Source organism: Bradyrhizobium sp. 61 (assembly GCF_023073075.1).
GTDB classification, from domain to species: Bacteria; Pseudomonadota; Alphaproteobacteria; order Rhizobiales; family Xanthobacteraceae; genus Bradyrhizobium; species Bradyrhizobium barranii.
Map to the genome: position 1 here is coordinate 167,180 of NZ_JADPIU010000075.1, position 24,191 is coordinate 191,370.

At 65.3% G+C, this 24,191-nt stretch carries 27 protein-coding genes; 8 read left to right on the forward strand and 19 right to left on the reverse strand.

What is annotated here, in order from left to right; translation table 11 throughout:
* Positions 1–44 precede the first annotated feature (44 nt).
* Together IVB46_RS29235 and IVB46_RS29240 are read right to left on the reverse strand one after the other, a co-directional pair.
* On the reverse strand, positions 45–662 hold the full coding sequence (locus IVB46_RS29235; protein WP_014491471.1) for a flavin reductase family protein: 618 nt from the start codon (positions 660–662) through the stop codon (positions 45–47).
* A 3-nt stretch (positions 663–665) separates the two neighbouring features.
* Positions 666–1,631, reverse strand: a complete 966-nt coding sequence (locus tag IVB46_RS29240; protein WP_247313654.1) for a tripartite tricarboxylate transporter substrate binding protein — start codon at positions 1,629–1,631, stop codon at positions 666–668.
* Between the two features lie 129 nt (positions 1,632–1,760).
* On the opposite strand from IVB46_RS29240, the gene IVB46_RS29245 reads away from it, so the two are divergent.
* From IVB46_RS29245 to IVB46_RS29255, 3 genes are all read left to right on the forward strand, one after another.
* The gene (locus IVB46_RS29245) at positions 1,761–2,561 is read left to right on the forward strand and encodes an IclR family transcriptional regulator (RefSeq protein ID WP_247313657.1); all 801 of its coding nucleotides are present in this window, start codon (positions 1,761–1,763) and stop codon (positions 2,559–2,561) included.
* Between the two features lie 81 nt (positions 2,562–2,642).
* Positions 2,643–3,938, forward strand: a complete 1,296-nt coding sequence (locus tag IVB46_RS29250; protein WP_247313660.1) for an O-acetylhomoserine aminocarboxypropyltransferase — start codon at positions 2,643–2,645, stop codon at positions 3,936–3,938.
* Between the two features lie 4 nt (positions 3,939–3,942).
* On the forward strand, positions 3,943–4,725 hold the full coding sequence (locus IVB46_RS29255) for an alpha/beta hydrolase (RefSeq protein WP_247343986.1): 783 nt from the start codon (positions 3,943–3,945) through the stop codon (positions 4,723–4,725).
* 189 nt (positions 4,726–4,914) lie between these two features.
* Here IVB46_RS29255 and IVB46_RS29260 read toward each other — a convergent pair whose 3' ends face one another.
* Both IVB46_RS29260 and IVB46_RS29265 read right to left on the reverse strand, forming a co-directional pair.
* Positions 4,915–5,868 carry a sulfonate ABC transporter substrate-binding protein gene (locus IVB46_RS29260; RefSeq protein WP_247313666.1) on the reverse strand — a complete coding sequence of 318 codons (954 nt, stop codon included), beginning with the start codon at positions 5,866–5,868 and terminating at the stop codon, positions 4,915–4,917.
* 22 nt (positions 5,869–5,890) lie between these two features.
* Complete coding sequence (locus IVB46_RS29265; RefSeq protein ID WP_247313670.1) at positions 5,891–6,112, reverse strand: hypothetical protein; 222 nt, start codon at positions 6,110–6,112, stop codon at positions 5,891–5,893.
* Positions 6,113–6,504: 392 nt separating this feature from the next.
* Between IVB46_RS29265 and IVB46_RS29270 the strand changes: the two genes are divergently transcribed.
* Positions 6,505–7,236 (forward strand): SDR family NAD(P)-dependent oxidoreductase, encoded by a 732-nt coding sequence (locus IVB46_RS29270; RefSeq protein WP_247313674.1) that lies wholly within the window; start codon positions 6,505–6,507, stop codon positions 7,234–7,236.
* A gap of 293 nt (positions 7,237–7,529) precedes the next feature.
* On the opposite strand, the gene IVB46_RS29275 is transcribed toward IVB46_RS29270, so the two are convergent.
* From IVB46_RS29275 to phnG, 9 genes are read right to left on the reverse strand one after another with little or no spacing between them, the layout of a single operon-like run.
* A complete protein-coding gene (locus IVB46_RS29275) occupies positions 7,530–8,141 on the reverse strand; it encodes a pyridoxamine 5'-phosphate oxidase family protein (protein WP_071909237.1) in 612 nt (203 codons plus the stop codon).
* Between the two features lie 22 nt (positions 8,142–8,163).
* Positions 8,164–8,760, reverse strand: a complete 597-nt coding sequence (gene phnN / locus IVB46_RS29280; protein ID WP_247313677.1) for a phosphonate metabolism protein/1,5-bisphosphokinase (PRPP-forming) PhnN — start codon at positions 8,758–8,760, stop codon at positions 8,164–8,166.
* A complete protein-coding gene (locus tag IVB46_RS29285) occupies positions 8,757–9,914 on the reverse strand; it encodes an alpha-D-ribose 1-methylphosphonate 5-triphosphate diphosphatase (protein ID WP_071917087.1) in 1,158 nt (385 codons plus the stop codon). The genes phnN and IVB46_RS29285 overlap by 4 nt, the downstream gene beginning before the upstream one ends.
* 11 nt (positions 9,915–9,925) lie before the next feature.
* Positions 9,926–10,624, reverse strand: a complete 699-nt coding sequence (gene phnL, locus IVB46_RS29290; RefSeq protein WP_166353575.1) for a phosphonate C-P lyase system protein PhnL — start codon at positions 10,622–10,624, stop codon at positions 9,926–9,928.
* Between the two features lie 22 nt (positions 10,625–10,646).
* A complete protein-coding gene (gene phnK / locus IVB46_RS29295) occupies positions 10,647–11,459 on the reverse strand; it encodes a phosphonate C-P lyase system protein PhnK (protein ID WP_166348438.1) in 813 nt (270 codons plus the stop codon).
* Positions 11,452–12,342 carry an alpha-D-ribose 1-methylphosphonate 5-phosphate C-P-lyase PhnJ gene (locus IVB46_RS29300; RefSeq protein WP_071909234.1) on the reverse strand — a complete coding sequence of 297 codons (891 nt, stop codon included), beginning with the start codon at positions 12,340–12,342 and terminating at the stop codon, positions 11,452–11,454. The genes phnK and IVB46_RS29300 overlap by 8 nt, the downstream gene beginning before the upstream one ends.
* On the reverse strand, positions 12,339–13,442 hold the full coding sequence (locus tag IVB46_RS29305) for a carbon-phosphorus lyase complex subunit PhnI (protein ID WP_247313680.1): 1,104 nt from the start codon (positions 13,440–13,442) through the stop codon (positions 12,339–12,341). Before IVB46_RS29305 ends, IVB46_RS29300 begins: the two co-directional genes overlap by 4 nt.
* Before the next feature lie 4 nt (positions 13,443–13,446).
* Entirely contained in the window at positions 13,447–14,055 is a 609-nt protein-coding gene (gene phnH / locus IVB46_RS29310) for a phosphonate C-P lyase system protein PhnH (protein WP_247313683.1), read from the reverse strand.
* 4 nt (positions 14,056–14,059) lie between these two features.
* Positions 14,060–14,524, reverse strand: coding sequence for a phosphonate C-P lyase system protein PhnG (phnG, locus tag IVB46_RS29315; RefSeq protein WP_247313686.1), 465 nt, complete (start codon positions 14,522–14,524; stop codon positions 14,060–14,062).
* Between the two features lie 119 nt (positions 14,525–14,643).
* On the opposite strand from phnG, the gene phnF reads away from it, so the two are divergent.
* The gene (phnF, locus tag IVB46_RS29320; RefSeq protein WP_247343990.1) at positions 14,644–15,375 is read left to right on the forward strand and encodes a phosphonate metabolism transcriptional regulator PhnF; all 732 of its coding nucleotides are present in this window, start codon (positions 14,644–14,646) and stop codon (positions 15,373–15,375) included.
* 126 nt (positions 15,376–15,501) lie between these two features.
* Here phnF and phnE (IVB46_RS29325) read toward each other — a convergent pair whose 3' ends face one another.
* The 4 genes from phnE (IVB46_RS29325) to phnC form a co-directional block, all read right to left on the reverse strand.
* Positions 15,502–16,350, reverse strand: a complete 849-nt coding sequence (gene phnE, locus IVB46_RS29325; protein ID WP_247313689.1) for a phosphonate ABC transporter, permease protein PhnE — start codon at positions 16,348–16,350, stop codon at positions 15,502–15,504.
* Positions 16,347–17,231, reverse strand: a complete 885-nt coding sequence (gene phnE / locus IVB46_RS29330; protein WP_247313692.1) for a phosphonate ABC transporter, permease protein PhnE — start codon at positions 17,229–17,231, stop codon at positions 16,347–16,349. The genes phnE (IVB46_RS29325) and phnE (IVB46_RS29330) overlap by 4 nt, the downstream gene beginning before the upstream one ends.
* A 76-nt stretch (positions 17,232–17,307) precedes the next feature.
* Positions 17,308–18,243 carry a phosphonate ABC transporter substrate-binding protein gene (gene phnD / locus IVB46_RS29335; RefSeq protein WP_063979768.1) on the reverse strand — a complete coding sequence of 312 codons (936 nt, stop codon included), beginning with the start codon at positions 18,241–18,243 and terminating at the stop codon, positions 17,308–17,310.
* A gap of 59 nt (positions 18,244–18,302) precedes the next feature.
* Positions 18,303–19,112, reverse strand: a complete 810-nt coding sequence (phnC, locus tag IVB46_RS29340; RefSeq protein WP_247313699.1) for a phosphonate ABC transporter ATP-binding protein — start codon at positions 19,110–19,112, stop codon at positions 18,303–18,305.
* Between the two features lie 174 nt (positions 19,113–19,286).
* Here phnC and IVB46_RS29345 point away from each other — a divergent pair, with 174 nt between their 5' ends.
* The 3 genes from IVB46_RS29345 to IVB46_RS29355 are packed head-to-tail and all read left to right on the forward strand — an operon-like array spanning position 19,287 to position 21,865.
* Positions 19,287–19,958: a chloramphenicol acetyltransferase gene (locus IVB46_RS29345; RefSeq protein ID WP_071909228.1), complete on the forward strand. Its 672-nt coding sequence runs from the start codon at positions 19,287–19,289 to the stop codon at positions 19,956–19,958.
* Positions 19,955–21,148 (forward strand): alpha-D-ribose 1-methylphosphonate 5-triphosphate diphosphatase, encoded by a 1,194-nt coding sequence (locus IVB46_RS29350; RefSeq protein ID WP_247313701.1) that lies wholly within the window; start codon positions 19,955–19,957, stop codon positions 21,146–21,148. Before IVB46_RS29345 ends, IVB46_RS29350 begins: the two co-directional genes overlap by 4 nt.
* Before the next feature lie 18 nt (positions 21,149–21,166).
* Positions 21,167–21,865: a DUF1045 domain-containing protein gene (locus tag IVB46_RS29355; RefSeq protein ID WP_247313704.1), complete on the forward strand. Its 699-nt coding sequence runs from the start codon at positions 21,167–21,169 to the stop codon at positions 21,863–21,865.
* Between the two features lie 3 nt (positions 21,866–21,868).
* Here the strand turns inward: IVB46_RS29355 and IVB46_RS29360 are convergent, their stop codons facing one another.
* Together IVB46_RS29360 and IVB46_RS29365 are read right to left on the reverse strand one after the other, a co-directional pair.
* Positions 21,869–22,477: a hypothetical protein gene (locus IVB46_RS29360; protein WP_247313913.1), complete on the reverse strand. Its 609-nt coding sequence runs from the start codon at positions 22,475–22,477 to the stop codon at positions 21,869–21,871.
* Between the two features lie 68 nt (positions 22,478–22,545).
* Positions 22,546–23,946: a selenium-binding protein SBP56-related protein gene (locus IVB46_RS29365; RefSeq protein ID WP_166104559.1), complete on the reverse strand. Its 1,401-nt coding sequence runs from the start codon at positions 23,944–23,946 to the stop codon at positions 22,546–22,548.
* Positions 23,947–24,191 lie beyond the last annotated feature (245 nt).

Sequence of the window (24,191 nt, forward strand, 5' to 3'; positions counted from 1 at the left end):
CCAATGGTCTTCAGGCACGAGGGCCCGTGCGATGGGCCGCGCGCTCAGTCTTTGGATTTGGGCGTCTGGAAGACGGTGTTCAGCGTCACGATCTCGCCGAGACGGGCGTAGCGCGGGCCGCCAATGCGCGCGATCGGGTCGAGCGCCGCGGTCTCGACCTTGCCGTCGTTCACGAGGCCGTCGCGGATGTGGAACATCACGACCTCGCCGACGATGAGCCGGCTGCGGGCCTCGCCGAATTCGAGGCACTGCCGGAAGCGGCACTCCATCGCCACGGGTGCCGCCGCAAGCCGCGGCACCTTGATGCGCTCGCACGGCAGCGTCTCCAGCCCGAGATGCTCGACCTCGCTGATTTCAGGCGGATGCTCGACCGAGCTGTCGTGCACTGCGGACATCAGCGGGGTATCGGCGATGTGGATCACATATTCCTCGGTGTCGAGGATGTTGTGCGCGGTGTCCTTGTAGTCGGCGCCCTTGCGGCCGACGCTGATGGCGAGCATCGGCGGCTTCTGCGAGACGAAGGTGAAGGCGCTGAAGGGGGCGAGGTTGAGCACGCCGGAGCGCGACAGGCTCGTGACCCAGGCGATCGGGCGCGGCACCACGATGCCGGTCATCAGCCGGTAGATGCGCTCCGCGCCGAGCTCGGTGGGGTCGATCCGCATCGATCAGTCAGCCTTGATGTTGGCCTTGCGGACGACCGGAATCCACTTGGCGTCCTCGCGCTCGAGATATGCCTTGAACTCGGCCGGTGTCATCGGGGTGGATTCGCCGCCAAGCTTTTCGAACTTGTCGATCACACCGGGATCTTTCAGGATCGCAATCAGCGTCTCGTGCAGCTTGTCGACGATCGGCGCCGGCGTGCCAGCGGGCGCGAACAGGCCCGTAAAGGTCTGGCCGTCGAAGTCCTTGTAGCCGAGCTCGGCGAAGGTCGGGACATCAGGCAGCGACTTCAGGCGATGCGGGCTGGTGACGGCGAGCGCGCGGAACAGGCCGGCCTTGATGTGCTGGAGGCTGACCGTGAGCTGGTCGAATGCGAACTGCACCTGGCCGCCCAGGAGATCGTTGATCGCCGGCGCATTGCCGCGGTAATGCGCGGTGACCCATTGCAGATCGAGGCTCGACTGCATCAGCTCGCTGAGCAGATGGTTGGTGGTGCCGGGGCCGGGCGAGGCCATCGTCAGCTTGCCGGGCTCGCGCTTGGCGAGCTCGATGAATTCCTTGAACGTCGTGGCCTGCACGGACGGGTGCACTTCGAGCACCAGCGGCGTCATCGAGATCGTCGAGATCGGAAGAAAATCCTTCTTCCAGTTATAGGCCTCGCGCTTGTTGATCTCGGTCGCGAACAGCACCGGGCCGTTGGCGCCGACGAACAGCGTGTAACCGTCGGGCGCCGATTTCGCGAAGGCTTCGCCCGCGATCATGCCGCCGGCGCCGGCCTTGTTCTCGATGATGAAGGGCTGGCCGAGCTTTTCCTGGAGCTTGTCGGCGACGATGCGCGCGGCGCTGTCGACGTTGCCGCCGGCCGGATAGGGCACGATCAGCTTGACGCTGCGCGCCGGCCATTGCTGGCCCGATGCGGGTCCCGCCAGCATCGCCGCTGCGGCAGCTATGGCAATCCAGATTAATCTCATGTTAACCTCCCGGCGGCGCTTCCAATTCCATATCGAATGCCGTGACGTCGCGCATGGCGCTCGATCGTGGCGCAATCTCCAGATGAGCGCTTTACCTGTCGAGTGAATTGTGGCGTTCTTGTCCATAATATGGACAAGACAAACTCCGCAAGATCCGCCCGCGGAACGGCAGAGCCGCGACAGGGCGCGCAGGCGATCCGGCGCGCGCTCGCGGTGCTGCGTATTCTTGCCGCAGGCCGCGAAGACGGCGTGCCACTGGCCGAGGTCGTGCGCGCGACCGGCCTCACGCGTCCGACCGTGCATCGCATCGTCCACGTGCTGATCGAGGAAGGCATCGTCGAACGTCACGAGCGAACCGGCCGCTACGCGATCGGCAACCAGGTGCCGGAGCTGGCGCTTGCACGCCCGCGGCCGTCGCGGCTGCTGGTCGCGGCAAATCCGTCGCTGCGGCGTGCCTCCACCGAGATCGGCGACACGCTGTTCCTGACGGTGCGGACCGGCAACGACACGCTATGCGTCGATCGCAGGATCGGAATCTATCCGATTCAGGTGCTGTCGATCGAGGTCGGCGCGCGCCGCCCGCTCGGCGTCTCTAGCGCAGGCGTCGCCATCCTCGCCGCGATGCCGGCGCAGGACGCGCGAAAAATCGTCGCGGCCAACGAGAAGCGATTCGGGGCCTACCGGACCGACGTCGCGACGGTGCTCGGCCAGGTCACCGCCGCGAGACGGCTGGGGTACGGCATGAGGGAGATCGGCCTCGTGCAGGGCACGAAATCGATCTCCACCTGGATCAAGACTCCGGACGGACAGCCTGCCGCGGCGATTACCGTCTCCGCCGTTCGGACGAGGCTCGGACCGAGGCGGGAGCAGGAGGTTGCAGAGATCCTGCTTCGCGAGGCGCGGATCATCGAGCAGGCGATCCGGGGTTAGGCGGCGCTGTCAATGGGCTGACTTCGCGCTCCATTTTGTGGCACAACGGCCGCCTCCGCCTACCGACCAACGAGGCCACGCATGCCCGCGCCGAAACCGCCAGCCTTCGAGACCCTGAGCCTGCATGCGGGCCAGCATCCGGATCCCGCGACCGGCGCCCGCGCGGTGCCGATCTACCAGACCACGTCCTACGTGTTCCAGGATTCCGACCACGCTGCCGCGCTGTTCAATCTGGAGCGCGCCGGCCACATCTATACGCGCATCTCCAATCCCACCACCGGTGTGCTGGAAGAGCGGCTCGCGGCGCTGGAAGGCGGCGTCGGCGCGATCTGCACCGCGAGCGGCATGGCCGCGCTGCATCTGGCCATCGCGACGCTCTTGAATGCCGGTGACCACATCGTGGCGTCGAGCTCGCTCTATGGCGGCACCATCAATCTGCTGGCGCACACGCTGCCGCGCTTCGGCATCACCACGACCTTCGTCAAGCCGCGCGACCTCGACGCGTTCCGCGCGGCGATCAAGCCGAACACGAAACTCGTGATCGGCGAGACCATCGGCAATCCCGGGCTCGAAGTGCTCGATATCCCGAAGGTCGCGGGAATCGCGCATGAGGCAAAGATTCCGCTGCTGATCGACAACACCTTTGCCACGCCCTATCTCAGCCGCCCGATCGAGCTTGGCGCCGACATCGTCATGCATTCGGCGACCAAATGGATCGGCGGCCACGGCATCGCGATCGGCGGCGCCATCGTCGACGGCGGCCGGTTCGACTGGCGCGGCTCCGGCAAATTCGGCGTGCTGACCGAGCCCTATGGCGGTTATCACGGCATCGTCTTCGACGAACAGTTCGGCACGAGCGCCTTCATCATGCGCGCACGCACCGAGGGCCTGCGCGATTTCGGCGCCTGCTTGTCCCCCACCAACGCGTTCCAGCTCTTGCAGGGCGTGGAGACGCTCGGCGTGCGCATGGACCGCCACATCCAGAACACACATCTGGTTCTGGAGGCGCTGAAGTCGAACAAGGCCGTCGATTGGGTCCTGCATCCCTCACTGGAGGACCACACCGACTATCAGCTCGCAAAAACGCTGCTGCCGCGCGGCGCCGGCTCGATCGTCTCCTTCGGCATCAAGGGCGGGCGACCCGCCGGCCGAAAATTCATCGAATCGCTGCGCATGATCAGCCATCTCGCCAATGTCGGCGACGCCAAGACACTGGTGATCCACCCGGCCTCGACCACGCATCAGCAGATGGATGCCGAACAGCTCAAGGCCGCCGGCATCGGCGAGGAGCTGGTGCGGCTGTCGGTCGGCATCGAGACGGCAAGCGACATCATCGACGATCTTGCGCAAGCGCTGCGCATCTCGCAAAAGGTCTGACACCATGAAGCTCACTGTCAACGGCGCCGAGGTGTTTGTCGCAAACGGCGGCCGCGAGTTCGACAAATCTCTGCCCGCCGTCGTCTTCCTCCACGGCGCCGGCTTCGATCACTCGACCTGGGCGCTGCATACGCGCTGGTTCGCCCATCACGGATTTTCCGTGCTGGCGCCCGACCTGCCCGGCCACGGCCGCACGGCCGGACCTTCGCTGTCAACGATCGCCGAGATGGCGGACTGGACGGCGGCATTGCTCGCCGCGGCCGGCGTGGCGAAGGCGCACCTGATCGGCCATTCCATGGGATCGCTGATCTCGCTGGAGACGGCGGCGCGTCACCCCGACAAGGTCTCCGCGCTGAGCCTGATCGGCACCGCAGCGACCATGACAGTCGGCCCGGATCTGCTGAAAGCGGCCGAAGCCAACTCGCAGGACGCCAACGATATGGTGTCGATCTGGGGCCTCGGCTTCAACGCCGAGCTCGGCGGCAGCCTCGCGCCGGGCCTGTGGATGCATGGCGGCGCGCAGGCGGTGCTGAAGTCTTGCGAGCCCGGCGTGCTGTTCAGGGATTTGTCGGCCTGCAATGCTTACGCGAATGCGCTGACTGCTGCCGCGAGCGTGAAAGTGCCCACCACGCTCATCCTCGGCGAACGCGACATGATGACACCGGCGAAGGCGGGCAAGGCGCTCGCCGCGGCGATCCCGCATGCCAAAACCGTCGTGGTGCCGGGCGCAGGCCACATGATCATGGCCGAGCGCCCGGATCAATTGCTGGCGGCGCTGAGGGGCTGAGCCGCTTCCGACTTGAAAGTTTGGACGCAGATAGCCGCCACGGGCGTCATGGCCGGGCTTGTCCCGGCCATCCACGCCTGGCCACGCGACGCGAAGAACGTGGATGCCCGGGCCTTCGCCTCGCCGAAGCGGCTTCGGCCGCGCAGGCGGGACAAGCCCGGGCATGACGACGCCTTGTTATTGCTCCGCTCAGGACCCCGGCGTCCACTTCCAGACGATATCGGAGACATTGACCGGCTTCGGGATCAGGCCGAGCTTTGCAAAACGGTCGGCGACGGCCTGCTGCGTCTTGATCACCTCCGCGTCGAGCGGCACCACGCTGTAGACGGAGCGGTTGACGAAGCGCCTGACAGCTTCAATGTCGACGCCGGTCGCCTCGGCCTGCGCCTTTGCGACCTCCTCGTGATGCTGCTCCGCCCACTTGCCTTCGGAGGCGAAGGTCGTGTTGAGCTTCGCGACCAGCGACGGATATTTCTCGACGAAGTCGGTGTTGGCGATGTAGTAGGCGTTCGGCTTGTGCACGTCCTTGTCGAAGACGAGAACGCGGGCGCTCTCCTTCAATTCGGCGAGCGCGAGATAGGGATCCCAGATCGACCAGGCGTCGACCGAACCCTTCACGAAGGCTGCCGTCGCATCGGCCGGCGCGAGCGGCGCGGGCGTGATGTCGGACCAGGACAGGCCGGCCTTTTCGAGCGAGGCGACCAGGAGATTGTGCGCGCTCGATCCCTTGCCGAAGGCGACGCGCTTGCCTTTGAGATCGGCGAGCGTCTTGATCGGCGAATCCTTCGGCACGATGATCGCCTGGTTGTCGCCCTCGGACTTCACCGCCGCGACATATTTGATTTTTGCGCCGCCGGCTTGCGCGAAGATCGGCGGCGTGTCGCCGACGAAGCCGAAATCGACGCTGCCGACGTTGATCGCCTCCAGCAGCGGCGGACCGAACTGGAAGTCGATCCATCTGACCTCGACGCCCAGTGGCCTGAAGGCATTTTCGAGCGTTTGGCGCTGGCGTACAGCCGGGAAGAAGCCACCCTTCTGGGTGCCGATGCGGATTTCCGCCGGCTTGTCCTCGGCGCGTGCGGGTACGGCGAGGGCGGTTGCAAGGAGAAGCGCTGCGGTCAGGATATGTCGTCGTGCAATCATGTTGCGGTCCTTTGCGTCAGGTTCAGTTGGCGAAGAGTGAGGAATTGGCGCGGCGGCTCCGCTCCGAGAATACCGCGCGGGCGGCTCGTTCGGCCTCGCGCGCCGAGCGGAACTGGCGGCCTTCGAGGCTGTCGAACAGGCGCTCGGAGGAGAAAAAGCGGAAGCGGCGCTCATCTCTTGTGATGATGCCGGCGGCGCGGTCGTGGATTTCAATGATGTAGGCGTTGGACTGGATTTGGGACATGACTGCTCGTTCGCCGGAATCTCGGCGTTCCTGTCGTGGGATTTGTGCTGTGCGAGGTTGCTAGGAGACGATCAGCAACAACAACAGGCGCCTGTTGCCGCCGAGAAACAGCGCCGCGTCATGCACGCGTGCATGTCGTCAAGGTTACGCTGGTGATCGGTTCTCATATCGCGGCATCAAGCTCTAGGAGCAGTTTCGATGCTGCGAATATCGAGCGATTGGTGCGTTCGGTCAATGAAATGGCTATCCATATTTGGCACGCGCGCGCTGGCGCGCTTCTCCCGGCGCAAGCACCAACAGGCGGATTCATCTCGCGATGAGTTCAACAGGCGCGGGCGGCGGGCATGGTACGCTCGCGCAACGTCAAAACAGACAATTTGGGAGATCCGGACATGGCGGATGATCTGAAGGTGCGCACCGCGCTCGTCACCGGTGGCTCGCGCGGGATTGGCGCAGCCGTCTGTCGCGCGCTGGCCGCATCAGGCGCGGCGGTGGCGATCAACTGCCGGGAGCAGATCGGGCAGGCCGAAAAGCTGGCAGGCGAAATCGGCAAGCAAGGCGGACGCGCCATTGTCGTTGCCGCCGACGTTTCGGAGCGCGACGCCGTGGCTACAATGACCGAGCGCGTCACGGCCGGGCTCGGACCGATCGACATCCTCGTCAACAATGCCGGCATCGCCATCACGCGCGGCGTCGATGATCTCACCGAGGACGATTTCGACCGCACCATCCTGGTCAACCTGAAATCCGCCTTCCTTTGCACACAGGCGGTGCTGCCGGAGATGCGCGCGCGGAAATGGGGCCGCATCGTGAACATTTCCTCCGGCGCCGCGCGCGGTGCCGGCTCGATCGGCCCGCACTACAACGCATCCAAGGCCGGCATGGAGGGCCTCACGCGCGGCTATGCGGCGCGGCTGGTGAAGGAAGGCATCACCGTCAACGCGGTAGCGCCGTCACTGATCGAGACCGACATGATGACTGGCCAGCCCGGGCTCGTCAGCCGCATCCCGCTCGGCCGCTTCGGCACGGCCGATGAGGTGGCGAAAGCCGTGATGCTGCTGGTCGACAATGCCTACATGACCGGGCAGACCATCGCGCTGAGTGGAGGCATGGCGTTTAATTGAACGATTAGCGGCTTTGGCGCGCGCCCTCTTCCTTCTCCCCTTGTGGGAGAAGGTGGCGCGAAGCGCCGGATGAGGGGTATCTCTCCGCGCGCACCGCTCTTCGTGAGCCGTAGGGTGGGCAAAGCGGAGCGTGCCCACCATTTCTATCGCGGTGTTGGATAGGTGGTGGGCACGGCGCAAGTGCGCCTTTGCCCACCCTACGATTCCTTTTCGTGAGGAGAGATACCCCTCACCCGTCTCGCCGCTATCGCGGCGAGCCACCCTCTCCCACAAGGGGAGAGGGTAAGAGAGAGCTACCACATCGTCGCCGCAGCCCGCTCGGGCCAGATGCGGTCGTATTCGGCGCCGCCGACCTTGTTCTCGCTCATCTCGGCGAGGATCTGGCCGGGCGTCGGCAGCGTCTTCGGATCGATCCGCTTGTCGGGATTCCAGAGGTCGGAGCGGACGATGGCGCGGGCGCACTGGAAATAGATTTCGTCCACATTCATCACCATGACGCTGCGCGGCGCCTTGCCCTCGACCTTGAACGAGGCGAGCAGCTCGGGATCGACGGAGAGACAAGCGCGGCCGTTGGCCCGCACCGCATTGCCGGAACCGGGGATCAGGAACATCAGCGACACCCTGGGATCGCGCACGATGTTGCGCAAGGAGTCGACCCGGTTGTTGCCGCGGCGATCCGGGAGCATCAGCGTCTTCGGATCATGAATGCGGACGAAGCCGGGGAGATCGCCGCGCGGCGAGCAGTCGATCCCCTCGGGCCCGATGGTGGCGAGCGCGGCAAACGGGGCCTTCTCGATGAAGATGCGGTAGAGCGGGGTAACGTGGTCGGCGACTTTCACGGTCGAGGCATCACCAACGGCACCGTAGATGGCCTCCAGCTGTTCGACCGTTTCAATGACCGACATTCCGTTCTCCTTGTTGCGCCGGCTATTCGTGCCAGCCTTCGTTCCTGATCACGCGCACGAGCTGGCGGCTGTGATAGTCCGCACCGCCCGCGTTGAGGATGGTGACATCGGCATTGGCCGATGCGTCGTCGACGCTGCGCGCGAGGCGATCTGCGATATTGCCGTCGCTGTGCCGGGCCCGGGCAGCAAGCCGCTGCGCCAGCACGTCCGGCGGCGCCGTGATCGCGACCACGACGACGTTGGCATAGGCTCGGCGCAGCGCGCCGATCACCGTGCGCGAGACATTGGCGACGACGGCCCGGCCAGCGAGGATGTCATCGTTGATTTCGAGCGGAAGAGCGTAGGAATGACCATGCGCTTCCCAGTGCACGGCGAAATCGCCGTGCTCGCACGCGCGGCGGAATTCGTCCTGGCTCATCGCCATGTTGTCTTCGGCCTCGGAGGATTCGCGCGTCACGACACGGCGCGGAAAGACGATGTCGTGATCGTCCACGCAGGCCGCCTGTGCGAGCCGCAACAGCGTGTCCTTGCCGGCACCGCTGGGACCGACCACGAGCACGAGCCGCCCGGGTCCGATCCCGCTGGCCTCATCGTGTGCCATGGTCGCGGTCTCGCTCATGCGACGCGGTTTCCTTCGCGCCAGACGCTGCGGACGACGGGAACGTCGCCTGCGACATGCACGCGGATCAGGTCGGCGCGCTTGCCGATCGCGACCTCGCCACGATCCGACAGGCCAACCGCCTCGGCCGGCGCCTTCGTCACCGTGCGAACCGCCGCCGGAAGGCTGATCGCGGGCACATGCTCCGGCAATTGCAGCGCGGCCATCAGGAGGCTGGACGGGATGTAGTCCGACGACAGGATGTCGAGCAGGCCCTCGCGGGCGAGATCGACCGCGGCGATGTTGCCGGAGTGCGAGCCGCCGCGCACGACGTTCGGCGCACCCATCAGGATGTCGATGCCGGCCTGATGCAGGCCGCGCGCGGCCTCCAGCGTGGTCGGGAACTCCGCCACCGACACGCGATCGCGCACGGCGTCCACGACGTTCTCCTCGGTGGTGTCGTCGTGGCTCGCCAGCGGAATGTTGTATTTGTGCGCCAGCGACACGATCTCGCGCATGTTGGCCGCGGCATAGAGCTTCTGATACTCGAAGCGCTTCGCGAACAGCTCGTCGAGCTCGGCATCGGTCTTGCCGCCGCCCTTGCCGCGATAATAGTCGCGCAGCTTGACCTCGTCGCGGAACTGGCGCTGGCCGGGTGTGTGGTCCATCAGCGACATCAGCTTGACGTCGGGACGGTCGATTAGCTCCTTGGCCTCCTCCACCACGCTCGGCATCGGAATTTCGCAGCGCAGATGCAGGAAGTGGTCGGCGCGCAGCAGGCTGGCATCGCGCGCGGTCGTGATCGCGGCGGCGAGCACGCCCGCGCGGCCATCGACTTCCTCGGCGCCGTCCTCGCGCCAGACCCGGAGCGAATCGAACACGGTGGTGATGCCTGAGGTCGCAAGCTGGCCGTCATAGGAGATGACGGCGGCGACCGGATTCCAGAACACTTTTGGGCGCGGCACGTAATGCGCTTCGAGATGATCGGTGTGGAGCTCGATCAGGCCGGGCATGATGAGGTCGCCGCCGGCATCCTCCGCACCCGCGGGGGCCCTGCCCTCGCCGATCTCGGCGATGCGTCCATCCGCGAGAGCGAGCCAGCCCTGTTCGATCACCCGGTCAGCCAGCACGATCCTGGCGTTGGCGATCACTGTGTCCTTCGGCTTGGCGTTCATTTCCATTTCCTTCAGGCGGCGGCGGCAAAGCTGGTGACGTCAACAATACGGTCGGCAATCAAATGACGGATTTCGTCGTCATGGACAATGGCGACCATGGCGACGCCCTGGCGCTTCTTCTCGGCGACCAGATCGACCACGACGGCGCGGTTGGCGGCATCGAGCGAAGCGGTCGGCTCGTCCAGCAGCAGGATCGGCAGCTCCGAGATGAAGCCGCGCGCGATGTTGACGCGCTGCTGCTCACCGCCGGAGAAGGTCGCCGGCGGAAGCTGCCAGAGTCTTTCGGGAATGTTGAGGCGATGCAGCAACTCGCCGGCGCGCTGCTGCGCCTCAGCGCGTGCCAGGCCGTTCACGATCAGTGGCTCCGCGACGACGTCAATGGTCGCAACACGCGGCACCGCCCGCAAAAACTGGCTGACATAGCCGATGGTGGAGCGGCGGATATTGAGAACCTGGCGCGGCTCAGCGGTGGCGAGATCGACCACCGCGCCGCGATGGCGGATGCCGATGCGGCCGGAGTCGCAGCGGTAATTGCCAAAAATCATCTTCAGGATCGACGACTTGCCGGCGCCGGACGGCCCGGAGAGCACGACGCATTCGCCGGGGTTGACGTGGAAGGTCACGCCGCTGACGACAGGCAGCTCGATGCCGCCCTGCAGGTGCATCGTAAAGGTCTTTTTCGCGGCGGCGATGTCGATCATGGCGGTCATCGGAAAACTCATCTTGGAAGGCTTATGGCGGCAGAATCGAGGAAACGAGGAGCTGGGTATAGGGCTCGCGGGGGTCATCGAGCACCTGGTCGGTGAGACCGGTCTCGATGACACGGCCGCCCTTCATCACCATCACGCGATGCGACAGCAGTCGCGCCACCGCGAGATCATGGGTGACGATGATGACGGCGAGGTGCAGCTCGGCAACGAGGCTGCGCACGAGGTCGAGCAGGCGCGCCTGGACAGACACGTCCAGACCGCCGGTCGGCTCGTCCATGAACACCAGCCGCGGCTCGGTGACGAGGTTGCGCGCGATCTGGAGACGCTGGCGCATGCCGCCGGAATAGGTGCGCGGCGCATCGTCGATGCGCGCGATGTCGATCTCGACACGGGTGAGCCAGTCCGACGCGGTATCTCGGATGCGGCCGTAGTGATTCCAGCCCACCGCCATCAGCCGCTCGCCGACATTGGCGCCGGCCGAGACCGCCATGCGCAGGCCCTGCGCGGGATCCTGGTGGACATAGCCCCAGTCGGTGCGGAACAGGAAGCGTCGCTCGGCTTCGCCAAGGCTCGTGAGATCGCGGGTGACGCCGTCACGCATCCGGTACGACACCTGGCCGGCGCTCGGCGCGAGCTGGCCCGAGAGCATTTGCAGCAGCGTCGACTTGCCCGAGCCGGACTCGCCGACGATCGCCAGCACCTCGCCGGGGTAGAGCGAGAACGACACGTCGCGGCACGCGGCGATGCGGCCATAGGATTTGCTGAGGGATTCTGCGACCAGCAGCGGCTGATCGTTTTCGAGCTTGGCGAGATCAGCCATGTCTTGATCAGCCATGTGAACCCGCCTTGTCCTTGTACGGCGCGGCGCTGAGGCTGCCGTGATGGCCGGCGGCCTGACGGCCCTCGCAATAGTCGGTATCCGAGCAGACGAACATGCGCCCACCCTTGTCGTCGGTGACGATCTCGTCGAGATAGGAATTTTCCGCCGCGCACAGCGCGCAGGGCGCGTTGAAGCGGTACGGCTCGAACGGGTGATCCTCGAAATCGAGCGACACCACCTGCGTATAGGGCGGGATCGCATAGATGCGCTTCTCGCGGCCGGCGCCGAACAATTGCAGCGCCGGGCAATTGTCCATCTTGGGATTGTCGAATTTCGGCGTCGGCGACGGATCCATCACGTAGCGCGCGTTCACCTTCACCGGATAGGCATAGGCGGTCGCGATGTGGCCGAAGCGGGCGATGTCCTCGTAGAGTTTTACGTGCATCAGGCCGTATTCGGCGAGCGCATGCATGCGCCGCGTCTCGGTCTCGCGCGGTTCGAGGAAACGCAGCGGCTCCGGGATCGGCACCTGATAGACCAGCACCTGGTTCGCGTGCAGCGACGTCTCCGGGATGCGGTGACGCGTCTGGATTACGGTTGCATCTTCTGTTGCCGTGGTCGTGGCGACGCCCGCGGTCTTGGCGAAGAATTTGCGGATCGAGATCGCATTCGTCGTGTCGTCGGAACCCTGGTCGATCACCTTCAGCACATCCTGCGGCCCAAGGATCGCGGCTGTGACCTGCACGCCGCCGGTGCCCCAGCCATAGGGCATCGGCATTTCACGGCTGGCGAACGGCACCTGATAACCGGGGATTGCGATGGCCTTGAGGATCGCGCGGCGGATCATCCGCTTGGTCTGTTCGTCGAGATAGGCGAAATTGTAGGCGGGCGCGTTCATTCCGCGGCCTCCTTCATGGCATCGGGCGCATTGGCCTCGGCAAATTCCTTGCGCAGCTTGCGAAGGAGGCCGAGCTCGGACTGGAAGTCGACATAATGCGGCAGCTTCAGATGCTCGACGAAGCCGGTCGCCTGGACGTTGTCCGAATGCGACATCACGAATTCTTCATCTTGCGCGGGGGCCACGGCTTCTTCGCCGAGCTCGCGGGCACGCAGCGCACGGTCGACCAGCGCCATCGACATGGTCTTGCGCTCGCTCTGGCCGAAGGCGAGACCATAGCCGCGGGTGAAGCACGGCGCTTCCGTCGCCGAACCCTTGAACTGGTTGACCATCTGGCACTCGGTGAGCTCGATGGAGCCGAGCGGCACGGCGAAGCCGACGTCCTCCGCGAAAAATTCGACCTCGGCCTCGCCGAAGCGTATCTCGCCGACGAAGGGATGGTTGCGGCCGTAACCGCGCTGGGTGGAATAACCCATGGCCAGCAGAAAGCCTTCGTCACCGCGCGCGAGGTTTTGCAGGCGCAGGTCGCGATCGGCCGGGAAGTTCAGCGGTTCGCGCGTGAGATCGCCGACGCTGGCGCCGTCTTCGGCCCGCGGCGAGGATTCGATCAGCCCGTCGCGGCCCAGAATGTCGGTCACACGCGGCGTGGGCGCCGTCGAAGCTTCGGCCGTCGCCGGCACTTCAGGCACAAAGCCCTGGCCAAGCGAGGGATCGAGCAGACGATGCGTGTAGTCGAAGGTCGGCCCGAGGATCTGGCCGCCGGGAATATCCTTGAAGGTCGCCGACACGCGCCGCTGTACCCGCATCGCGCCGGTCTCGACCGGCTCGCTGGCGCCGAAGCGCGGCAGGGTGGCGCGGAAGGCGCGGACCAGGAAGATCGCCTCGATCAGATCCCCGCGCGCCTGCTTGATGGCGAGCGCCGCGAGCTCGCGGTCGTAGAGCGACCCTTCGCTCATGACGCGGTCCACGGCGAGGCCAAGCTGCTCCGAGATCTGATCGAGCGTGACTTCGGAAATGCTCTGGTCGCCACGCCGCGCATTGGCGAGCAGGCGATGGGCGTTCTCGATGGCGCGCTCGCCGCCTTTGACTGCGACATACATGCGACTAGCTTCCCTTGTTCACGACACGCGTGGTGCGCGGAATCGCAACCACGGCATCATCGGCAACCAGCACCAAATCGATGCCGCGCGGAAACAGCGCCTCGTTGAACTGCAGCCGTTCGAACAGGTCGAAAGGCCTGATCGAGGCCTGAAGCGTCGCGACACCGTCGATGCCGGGGCCACGCAGTTCGAAACTGCGCCCCGAATTCAGGCTCTCGACCTGAAGGATCACCGTGGTCGAACGATCCGGATACTCATTCGTGCCCAGCGCGAAGCGCTCGAGCGACGGCAGCGCCGCGCCGTCGCTGATCAGCGCGAAACTCGCGATCGAAGAGTCCTGCACCACCGGCGCGCCGGTGTGGAACTTGAGCCATTTCACCACGTCCGACCTCTCCGCCATCCGGGCATCGAGCCAGAGCGGAGTGTCGTGATCGAACAGCGTCAGCGCGATCGCGGCTGTGCCGCGCATCGTTGGCTCGGGCGCTCCCGCCATCGGCACGATGCGCTGGACCGAGCCCGGCCGCGCCATCGCGTCCATGACGGAACGAAAGGTCGATTGCGCCGACAAGACTTTGTCGACGAAACCCGGCGGCAGTTCCGCAATCGTGGTCATGGCCTCACCCCTCACCGCGCACCATGGTGTAGAAATCAACCTTCGTCGCGGCGGTCTCGGCGGCCGCCTGCTTGCGCTGGATCATAAGCTGCTCGCGCAACGGCGCGATAACGTCACGCTCCACCGCCTCACCGAAATCACTGGACTGCGCCAGTGCGTCGCACAGCGCGATCAGCCGCGCCTTTTCGCCATCGCGCCCCAGCGTGTAGCCGAAGCCGACCTCGCCGCTCGCGAGCCGGACCGCCGCGCGAGACACCGTGGCTTCACCGAGATTGAACGGCGCGCCGTCGCCGCCGACCCGGCCGCGCAGCATGACGAGACCGTATTCCGGCGCGCGCAGCTCCTGATGAGCCGGCAGGGCGAGAGCGCGGAGGCGAGCGGCGATCTCGCCCGCCTCCGCGTGCGCCAGCACGGCCATCGCGGCCTTGCGCTGGACTTGCTGGTTGTTGTGCTGGGTCACCAAATCCACCGAGCTTTTGACAGAACTTGCCGAATCCAAGTTGTCTATGATAATAGACAACTTGATACGGAAGCGCCATGACTGTTTCGTGACAAACGTGTGATTTCTGAAGTAGGCTTCTCGGCGACATGAGCATGCAGGACACAGCCTCTTCGGGCGTCGCGCTGTGGCGCCTCGTTGCCGACGGCATCGAGCGTGGCATCGCCGACGGCCGCTTTGCGGCCGGCGACAAGCTGCCGGGCGAGATGGAGATCGCCGAAACCTATCGGGTGAACCGCCACACCGTGCGGCGCGCGCTGGCCGCGCTTGCCGAGCGCGGCATCGTGCGCGCCGAACGCGGCAGCGGAACCTATGTCGAGGCGCAGCGCCTCGCTTATCCCTTGCGCTCGCGCACCCGCTTCTCCGAGATCGTCGGCGCCGATGGCCGCAAACCGCATGGCCGGCTGATCGAGGCGTCCGGCGATGTCGCGACCCGCGAACTGGCGCGCGAACTGGGATTGAAGGCCGGCGCGCCGCTGGTGCGGATCGAGGCGATCCGCCTCGCCGACCGCACGCCGATCTGCGTCTCCACCACCTGGCTGTCAGCGGAATTGTTTCCGGGCGCGGGCGAAGTGTTCGCCGCGACGCGCTCGATGACGAAACTGCTCGAGCATTACGGCGTCCGCGACTACAGCCGCGGCGCGACCCGGATCACCGCCGGCATCGTGGACGCGACCGATGCCGCGCGGCTCGATCTGCCGCTGGGACGGCCGATCCTGGTGGTCGACGCGACCGACCACGATCTCGCCGGCAAGCCGCTGGTGACCAAGCACTCGCGCTTTGCAGCGGAGCGCGTGGAGTTTCTGGTGGAGAACGGGTGAGCGGGCGACCACGCAGGGCTAGTAGGGTGGGCAAAGGCGCACTTGCGCCGTGCCCACCATCTCTCCCCGATATCTAAGCAGAATTGGTGGGCACGCTTCGCTTTGCCCACCCTACGGCGCCGGCGATCAGGCGACAGCTCGCCGCCCAATGATCGCAAACCGCAGCTTGCTCGAGATGAAATCGATCGCGGCGACGGCGACCAGAATCATCAGGATCAGGAACGACACCCGCTGCCATTCCAGCACGCGGATCTGCTCGGCGAGCTGGAGGCCGATGCCGCCGGCGCCAACGATGCCGATGATCGTTGCCGAGCGCGTGTTGGATTCGATGAAATAGAGCACCTGGCCGGCGATCACGGGCAGCACCTGCGGCAGCAGGCCGAAGCGGATTTCGTGCAAAGCACTGCCGCCGGAGGCGCGGACGCCTTCGACCTGCTTCTGGTCGGCGCCTTCGATCGCCTCCGAGAACAGTTTTCCGAACGCACCGAAATCCGACACGGCAATCGCCAGCACACCGGCGAACGGGCCGAGGCCGACGACATTGATCCAGACCAGCGCCCAGATCAGGGTGTCCACGCCGCGGATCGAATCCAGGAAGCGGCGAACCGGAAAACGCAGGATCTGCGAGGGTATGACGTTGCGCGCGGCCAGCAGGCTGACCGGAAGCGCGAACACCGCCGCCAGCGTCGTGCCGAGCAGCGCGATCGACAGCGTCTCGCCCAGCGCCTTCAGATAGACCGGCAGCGAGGAACCAGGATCGGGCGGGATCATCATCAGGCTGATCCAGCCGAGCTGGCTCAGCCCTGCAAGGAATCGCGACGGCGAGAAGTCGAGATCGACGAGGCCGTAAACCAGGATCGCAAACGCCGCGACGATCATCGCCGGCATCGCGAGCCGCGCCGAGGCGGGCCGGTCGAACACATCGGGATAGCGCGCGCGAAGCTCTCGCGGGTCGACCTCCTGCGGCCTCGTCACGTCCGTGCCTCCTTGCCGAACAGACGGCCGCGCAGCCAGCCCGTGGTGATGTCGATGATGAAGACCGTGATGATGATGGTGAGCAGGATGGCACTGACGTCGGAGTAATAGAACTTGCGGATGGCGACGACAAGCTCCTGGCCGATGCCGCCGGCACCGACGAAGCCCATGACCGAGGCCTCGCGGACGTTGATCTCGAAGCGGAGCAGCGCATAGCTGGCATAGCCCGCGGTCACCTGCGGCACCACGGCGAAGCGCATGCATGAGAGCCAGCTCGCGCCGGTCGAGCGGATGCCTTCGACCGGCTTCATGTCGGCATTCTCGACGATCTCGGAGAACAGTTTGCCGAGCGCGCCGGTGGAGTGGATCGCGATCGCGAGCACGCCGGCCATCGGCCCGAGGCCGAAGGCGATCACGAAGATCAGCGCGAAGACGATGCCCGGCACGGTGCGGGCGAATTCGAGCAGGCGACGCACCACGAAGCGCAGCCAGGGCGACGGCGAGGTGTTCTCGGCCGCGAAGAAATTCAAGGCGAAGGCCAAGGTCGCGCCGATCAGCGTGCCGACGTAGGAGATCAGCAGCGTCTCGCCCAGCATCTTCAGCCATTTGCGCCAGCCCCACAGCCACTCGCCGGCATCGGTCCAGACCCGCTGGCCGCTATCGAGCGTGAGGATGCGGTCGAAATAGCTGATGAAATTGCCGAAATGGGCAAAGAAGGTGCGCAGGTTCACTTCCGCGCCGATCGCGGCAAGAAACAGCGCTGCGGCAAAGATCGCGACCCCCAACAGGAGTCGGAGCCGCTTGCGCGCGACCGCCTGGCGATAGGCCGCGTTGAGCACGGCGAGCTGCTGCTCGGGGAGGATCGAAACCGCGACGGTCATCTGGCCAGGAAAGGTGGTCGATCAAAGAGAAAGAGCCGGGTCCATCGACCCGGCTCCAGTGCTATCGTCCCGAAACTCAGGACGCCTTCTTCTTACGCAGTGCATCGACGAACTTGATCAGCTCGATCGTGCCATCCCAGTCCTTGGTGGTGGCGGGATGAAAACCCTTCTTCTGGCCGTCCTGGAGGCGATCGAAGGCCGCCTTGTCCTTGGCCGGCGCGTCGAAGAACGCCTTGGCGATCGCCGCCTTGGCATCTTCCGGCAGGTCGGAATTGTAGGCGTAGGGGCCGTTGATGATCGGCGCCGACTTGTGGATGATGCGGAAATCGTCCTTCTTCATCGGCGAGCCGTCGGCGTTCTTCAGCATGCCCTTGGTCAGCATCTGCGCCAGCGTCGAATCGTCATCGCTGGTCCACTGGTTGGCCGCAACGTCGACCGTGCCCTGCGCCAGCGCCAGGATCGCGTTCTCGTGACTGCCGGTGAAGACGACCTTGCTGAAATAGGTGTCGGCATCCGTGATGCCCATCTTGTCGAGCTCGAAGCGCGGCACGTTGTTGCCGGAGGTCGAGTTCGGATCGACGAGGCCGAGGTTCTTGCCCTTGAGCTGATCGACGCTCTTGTAGGGGCTGCTCGCCTTGACGAAGAACACCGAGTAGTAGCCGGTCGAACCGTCGGCGTTGATGTCGTTGGCGAAGGCATCGGTCTTGACGCCGGTCAGGCGGGCGCGGGCGAACGACGCCGAGCCGTAGCTGGCGATATGGATGTTGCCGGCGCGCTGGCCCTCGATGACGGCGGCGTAGTCGTTGGCGATGCGCAGCGTGACCTTCACGCCCAATTCCTTGGAGAGATAGTTCATGAACGGCGCCCAGCGCTCGGTCACGCCCGAGGCGTTTTCCGCCGGAATGACCGCGAAGGTCAGTTCGGGATATTTGGCTTTCCAGTCGTCGGCGGAGGCCGAGGTCGTGAACGCGAGCGCGGCGGCGCCGGCAAGAACGAGTCTGCGAGTGATCATGATACCCTCTTCATCGGTTGGGGTCGGTTGACGCAAAAATTGGCAACTACAGGCGCAGCTCAGGCGGCCGCGGCCGTTCCGAGCGCCGGCACGCCCTCAGGCGCCGGCACGGGGATTCCGCCCATGACGTCGGAGGCTTCGAGATCGTAGAGCTCGCGCGCGACGTGATCGGTCAACTCGGCCGGCGCGCCGTCGAACACCACGCGACCCTGCGCCATGCCGATCAGGCGGTCGCAATAGGTGCGGGCGAGATCGAGCGAATGCAGGTTGCAGAGCACGGTGATGCCGAAATGCTTGTTGATGCGCAGCAGCGCATCCATCACGATCTTCGTGTTCCGCGGGTCGAGCGAGGCGATCGGCTCGTCGGCGAGGATGATGTCGGGCTCCTGCACCAGCGCGCGGGCGATCGCAACACGCTGCTGCTGGCCGCCGGAGAGCTGGTCGGCACGCTGGGCGGCGAGCGAGGCGATATCGAACTGTTCGAGCGCCGACATCGCCAACGCCTTGTCGTGCTCGGGCCATGTCTGCGTCAGCGAGCGCCAGGCCGGCATCGTGGCAAGACGCCCCATCAGGACGTTGGTGAGCACATCGAGCCGGCCGACCAGGTTGAACTGCTGGAAAATCATCGCCGAGCGCGCCCGCCACTGCCGCAATTCCTTGCCGCGCAGCGCGGTGACGTCGAGGCCGTCGAACAGGATGCGGCCCTGCGTCGGCGTCGCCAGGCGATTGATCATGCGCAGCATGGTCGACTTGCCGGCGCCGGAACGCCCGATCACACCGACGAAGCCGCCGGGGGAGATTTTAAACGAAGCGTCGTCCACCGCGGCTTTTGCGCCGAAGCGGCACGTCAGACCTTCAACCACCAGCATAGAGGGCTCCAGAGTAGCTGGCTGCCACCGCTAACGCTGGCACTTGACACTTGTGTGACACCGGCGTTGCGGTGCGGCGATCCTACACACCTCCTCCCCTGTCATCGCATCGTCATGACGTTGTCATCAGGCCGCTCGAAGAGGTACGCCCGCCCTCGACCTATCGGATGCAGCATGGCCGGCAAAACGCTCTCGGTTCAACCGACCATCGACCCTTCGGCGAAGCTGCATGAGACCAGGCTCGGCACCTATACCGAAGTCGGCGCGCGCACGATCCTCACTGAAGTCACGATGGGCGATTACTCCTATGTCGTGAACGACGCCCAGATCACCTACACCACCATCGGAAAATTCTGCTCGATCGCGGCGATGACCCGCATCAATCCCGGCAATCATCCGATGCATCGCGCCACGCAGGCGCATTTCACCTATCGTTCCAGCGCCTATTTCGAAGGCGAGAGCGACGACACCGAGTTCTTCGACTGGCGGCGCCAGCATCACGTCCATATTGGCCACGATGTCTGGATCGGCCATGGCGCGATCGTGCTGCCCGGCCGCAACATCGGCACCGGCGCGGTGATCGCGGCCGGCGCCATCGTCACCAAGGACGTGCCGGCCTACACCATCGTCGCCGGCAATCCGGCGCGCATCGTCCGACGGCGGTTCTCGGAAGACGTCGCCGGACGGCTGGCCCGGCTCGCCTGGTGGGACTGGGATCACGACAAATTGCGTGAAGCACTGCCCGATTTCCGCAAGCTCGGGATTGAAGATTTCCTCTCGGCATATGAAGCACGGGCAAGCTCCCTCACCCGTTCTCCTGCCAGCAAACGAAGCGCGGTCGCGTGACAGACATCTTCCTTGAGGGCGGCCGGGCCCTGATCGGCTCCGAGCTCGTCGAAACTTCCATTCTGGTGTCCGGCGCGGACATTGCGCAGGTCGATGCCTCTCGCGGCCGGACGCGACTGGCGATCGATGCGCGCAACCTGCTGGTGCTGCCCGGCATCGTCGATCTGCATGGCGATGCCTTCGAGCGCCAGATGATGCCGCGCGCCGGCGTCGACTTCCCGATCGACGTCGCGCTCGCCGACAGTGACCGCCAGGCGATCAGCAACGGCATCACCACGGTGTTTCACGCCACGACCTGCTCATGGGAGCCGGGCCTGCGCAGCGCCGGCAATGCGCGCGCCCTAATGGAGGCGATCGAGCGGCAGCGCCCGCAATTCGCCGCCGACACCCGTTTCCACCTGCGGCACGAGACCTACAATCTCGATGCAGAGGCCGAGATCGGCCAGTGGCTCGCCGAGGGCCGCGTCGACCTGTTCGCCTTCAACGACCACATGGACGGCACCGTTGCCGACATGGCCAAGCCGCGCAAGCGCAACCGCATGGTCGAGCGCACCGGCCTCTCGGGCGAGGAATTCGACCGGCTGGTGGAGCGTGTGCTTTCGCGCGCCAGTGAAGTGCCGGCTTCTGTGTCGCGGCTTGCCGCGACTGCTCGCGCGGCCGAGGTGCGGATGCTCTCGCACGACGATGCGACACCGGCGATGCGGCAGGAGTTTCGCGAGCTGGGCGCTGACATCGCGGAGTTTCCGATCAACGAGGAGACCGCGCGAGCGGCCGCGTCCGCCGGCGATGCCATCGTCTACGGTGCGCCGAATGTCGTGCGCGGTGGCAGCCATACCGGCTGGACCCGAGCATCCGACATGATCGCGAAGGGGCTCTGCTCGGTGCTGGCGTCGGACTATTATTATCCCGCGCAGCTGCTTGCCGCGTTCCGCCTCGTCGCCGACGGCGTGCTGCCGCTGACCGAGGCGTGGAACCTGGTGTCCGCGGGACCGGCCCGCGCGACCGGCCTTGCCGATCGCGGCGTGCTCGCGGAAGGACGCCGCGCCGACATGCTGCTGGTCGACGACAGCGTGCCGCTGCGGCCGCGGCTGATCGCGGTGGTATCAGGCGGAAAGCTCGTGCATCTCACCGATGCGACGCGACTGCTCGCTGCTGCGGCGACGCCGCGCGAGGCTGTTGTTGCGGCCTGAACCGGTTATGCTCGGGCGATGACAGATTTTCCCCGCTACGCGATCTATTTTGCCGCCGGCGCCGACAGCGCCCTCACCCGCTTCGGCGCCGAGCTGCTCGGCTACGATGTCTACACCGGCGACGAGGCGTCGTTCCCTGCCGACGCATCGCGTGTTGCGCCGGACTGGCGCGACGTCACGGCCGATCCCCGCAAATACGGTTTCCACGGCACGCTGAAGGCGCCGATGGCGCTGGCGCCCGGCAGGACTGAAGCCGAGTTCGTCGCAGCCTGCGCGGCCTTTGCCGGCAAGGCGCGGCCGATGCCGTCAATCCGTCCGGTCGTCGACTCCATCAGCGGCTTCATCGCGGTGATTCCGACCGAGCCCGTGGGCGCGCTCCAGCAACTTGCCGCCGATTGCGTCCGCGAATTCGACGACTTCCGCGCGCCCATGACGGCGGAAGACCGCGCGCGGCGCAAGCCCGACAAGCTCACTGAGCGGCAGCGCGACTATCTCGACCGCTGGGGTTACCCTTACGTGATGGAAGAATTCCGCTTCCACATGACGCTGACGGGACGGCTGGATGCGGAGCGGCGCGGGCCGATCCTGGAGATGTTGCGCGCGAGGTTTTCGGCGCTCGGTCTCGAGACGCTGGCGATCGACCGGATCGCGCTGTTCAAGCAGGATGATGCCAGGGCGCGCTTCCGCTTTGTCGGCGAGTGGGCGTTGGCGAAGTAGGCCTCAGCGCCAGCTCGCGAGATTGAAGGCGAGCGCCACGGCGCCAACCAGAATGAGGCTGGTCGCCCAGATTGCATCCAGATTGAACCAGCTTCGCGAGACGAACCTCAATCCCAGATAGCGGTAGACCAGCCACGCCAGACACCCGCCGGCACTGACCATGGCGACAACGTGCACCAGGGACACCAGCACCGCCATCCCGAGACTTGTCTTCAGAAGGCTTGCCTTCATCAGTGCGCCCGCCGCCTCATGGCCGGCATCGAGTTCGAACGCCTGGCAGAGCCCGAGATAGATCGGCACGAGCATCAAGGCCGCGCCGTGAGCAATGGCAACGGCGAATGACCAGAGCGCCAATTGCGTTGGCGGAATTCGTGCCAGCGTGCGCGGATGGCGCCGCTCGATCAGCCGATAGACGCCGAAGCCGATGACGAGAAGACTCGCGCCGAGCTGGATCGAACGCTGCCACTCGGCCAGCACGAGCAGGAACGCGAATGGCAGCAGCACGAGAAGTGTTGCCAGGAGATGACCGGCCGCCAGAGCCCACAACGCGCGGAACAGCTCGCGCGGGCTCTTGTCCATGAGCCCGGCCGAAACGGCGAGCGGCCATCCCATTCCCGGATTGACGCCGTGATAGAGACCGCTCGCAACAAGAGCGAGCCACAGCCAGCCGTGCTGCCAGCCTAGGCCGACGGGTAGCAAAAGGAGTCCGTCGAACAATCGCCGCCCTCCAGCCTGATCTGGTGCGCGCGATATCCGTCGGGGAAGCTCACGAAATAGTCCTTGGCGAGCTCGAGGCCGCCGTCGCGACCTGCATTGGCCATGACTTCCACGCCCGGAACTCCATCGGGATAAAATTGGTCATCCCAGGTGGAATACAGCGAATTGGTCCAGTACACGCGCTTGCCGTCGCGGCTGATCTCGACCATCTGCGGACCGGCCGCAAATGCCTTGCCGTTCGGATGGGGCGTGCGGCGCGCGATGCCGCCGATGTGAACCGAGCCCGCAAGCTTCGGCTTTCGCGGATCACTCACATCGTACTGGCGCATTTCACCGGTGCCCCAGCACGAGACATAGAGAAACCGGTCATCCATCGACAGGTCGATGTCGGTCACCAGCGGCGGCACGGCGCCAAATCCCTGCAGCAGCGGCGGGAGCTGCTCCTTTGGCGCGGGCTCGGGCGGAATCGTCGCCGTCTTCTCCGCATGGAATTTTCCGCCTTCGCGCCACCAGGTCCAGATCGATGCTTCGAGGTTGGTGGTGTCGACCACAACGCCAACGAAGCCGTATTCGCGAACCGGATCGTGCGCGGGCCGCACCTCCAGCGCCATCTGATGATTGGCGCCGAGGTCGATGGTCTGCACGTTGCGACGGGCGCGGAGATCCCAGAAGTGGAGACGATGGCCATATTTGTTCGCCAGCAGATCTTCCGCGACGATCCCGTTCTCGAACTGCGGCGGCAACGCCCATTCGCTCGTCACCATGTAGTCGCGCGGCAGGTTCCACCAGAAATCATAGTGCAGCGTCTGCGGACCGCGGTCGATCTCCCACCGTCCAAGGACCTCGAACGTCTCGCAATCCATGATGAAGACGCCTGGCGGCCCGTTGGTGCCGTCCTTGCCGCCGCCGCCCAGCGTGCTCACATAGACGCCGTCCGGCCCGCAATGGATGGTATGCGGCCGCGAGTAGCCGGTCTTCTTGAAGATTTCCTCGGGCTCGATGATCTTATGGATTTTGGCTTTGGTCGGATCGGGCTTGGTATCGATGATGTAGATCCGCGACGAGCGTATCCCGGGGATGATGAGATAGCGCCGCTCGATGAAGGCATGTCCGGCGAGCGGCGACAAGGCGGAGGAGCAAGCATTCCAGCCGAAGTGATGAAACTCATCGCCCTTGTTGGGCATCGTCACCGTGTGGACGATTTGGCTGTAGGTCGGCGATCCCGGCTTGACGTCGATGACCGCGAGAGCATCCGGCTTTGAGAAATCCGGACTGAGCAGCAGCGTGTAGGCAAAGTTCTCTGCAGGTGCTTCCATCGCCAGCTTGGGCGATGCGTGAAAGGTGGGATCCGGCCTCATCGTCATGGCACTGCCTCCCTGTTTCGTCGGCTCGCTCCAACCTGGCTCGGAATAGCGGCATAATGAAGAGCTGCTCAGCGACGTCTTGAGAAGCTCCGCGGACCTGGTTGGCGAGCGTACAATACGTCATCGCCGGCGTGCGGAAAACCGCGCGAACCGCGCTAATTCGACGCCCTCAGCCAGACGGAAGCCGGCGGGATCAGGCCAGCGCGCACCTCACACTCGGCGTCGTCCCCGCGTAGGCGGGAACT

Excerpts from the sequence above, each read along its gene's own strand:
- IVB46_RS29255 (WP_247343986.1), top strand. The coding sequence starts at position 3,943 with ATGAAGCTCACTGTCAACGGCGCCGAGGTGTTTGTCGCAAACGGCGGC.
- IVB46_RS29265 (WP_247313670.1), bottom strand. The coding sequence starts at position 6,112 with ATGTCCCAAATCCAGTCCAACGCCTACATCATTGAAATCCACGACCGC.
- IVB46_RS29305 (WP_247313680.1), bottom strand. The coding sequence starts at position 13,442 with ATGTATGTCGCAGTCAAAGGCGGCGAGCGCGCCATCGAGAACGCCCAT.
- phnH (WP_247313683.1), bottom strand. The coding sequence starts at position 14,055 with ATGACCACGATTGCGGAACTGCCGCCGGGTTTCGTCGACAAAGTCTTG.
- IVB46_RS29360 (WP_247313913.1), bottom strand. The coding sequence starts at position 22,477 with ATGGGATGGCCGCTCGCCGTTTCGGCCGGGCTCATGGACAAGAGCCCG.
- IVB46_RS29365 (WP_166104559.1), bottom strand. The coding sequence starts at position 23,946 with ATGACGATGAGGCCGGATCCCACCTTTCACGCATCGCCCAAGCTGGCG.
- IVB46_RS29260 (WP_247313666.1), bottom strand. The coding sequence starts at position 5,868 with ATGATTGCACGACGACATATCCTGACCGCAGCGCTTCTCCTTGCAACC.
- phnK (WP_166348438.1), bottom strand. The coding sequence starts at position 11,459 with ATGGCTGATCAAGACATGGCTGATCTCGCCAAGCTCGAAAACGATCAG.
- IVB46_RS29270 (WP_247313674.1), top strand. The coding sequence starts at position 6,505 with ATGGCGGATGATCTGAAGGTGCGCACCGCGCTCGTCACCGGTGGCTCG.
- IVB46_RS29300 (WP_071909234.1), bottom strand. The coding sequence starts at position 12,342 with ATGAACGCGCCCGCCTACAATTTCGCCTATCTCGACGAACAGACCAAG.
- IVB46_RS29285 (WP_071917087.1), bottom strand. The coding sequence starts at position 9,914 with ATGAACGCCAAGCCGAAGGACACAGTGATCGCCAACGCCAGGATCGTG.
- phnN (WP_247313677.1), bottom strand. The coding sequence starts at position 8,760 with ATGAGCGAGACCGCGACCATGGCACACGATGAGGCCAGCGGGATCGGA.
- IVB46_RS29240 (WP_247313654.1), bottom strand. The coding sequence starts at position 1,631 with ATGAGATTAATCTGGATTGCCATAGCTGCCGCAGCGGCGATGCTGGCG.
- IVB46_RS29245 (WP_247313657.1), top strand. The coding sequence starts at position 1,761 with ATGGACAAGACAAACTCCGCAAGATCCGCCCGCGGAACGGCAGAGCCG.
- IVB46_RS29345 (WP_071909228.1), top strand. The coding sequence starts at position 19,287 with ATGGCCGGCAAAACGCTCTCGGTTCAACCGACCATCGACCCTTCGGCG.
- IVB46_RS29275 (WP_071909237.1), bottom strand. The coding sequence starts at position 8,141 with ATGTCGGTCATTGAAACGGTCGAACAGCTGGAGGCCATCTACGGTGCC.
- phnL (WP_166353575.1), bottom strand. The coding sequence starts at position 10,624 with ATGACCGCCATGATCGACATCGCCGCCGCGAAAAAGACCTTTACGATG.
- IVB46_RS29355 (WP_247313704.1), top strand. The coding sequence starts at position 21,167 with ATGACAGATTTTCCCCGCTACGCGATCTATTTTGCCGCCGGCGCCGAC.
- phnD (WP_063979768.1), bottom strand. The coding sequence starts at position 18,243 with ATGATCACTCGCAGACTCGTTCTTGCCGGCGCCGCCGCGCTCGCGTTC.
- IVB46_RS29250 (WP_247313660.1), top strand. The coding sequence starts at position 2,643 with ATGCCCGCGCCGAAACCGCCAGCCTTCGAGACCCTGAGCCTGCATGCG.
- phnE (WP_247313692.1), bottom strand. The coding sequence starts at position 17,231 with ATGACCGTCGCGGTTTCGATCCTCCCCGAGCAGCAGCTCGCCGTGCTC.
- phnC (WP_247313699.1), bottom strand. The coding sequence starts at position 19,112 with ATGCTGGTGGTTGAAGGTCTGACGTGCCGCTTCGGCGCAAAAGCCGCG.
- phnF (WP_247343990.1), top strand. The coding sequence starts at position 14,644 with ATGAGCATGCAGGACACAGCCTCTTCGGGCGTCGCGCTGTGGCGCCTC.
- IVB46_RS29235 (WP_014491471.1), bottom strand. The coding sequence starts at position 662 with ATGCGGATCGACCCCACCGAGCTCGGCGCGGAGCGCATCTACCGGCTG.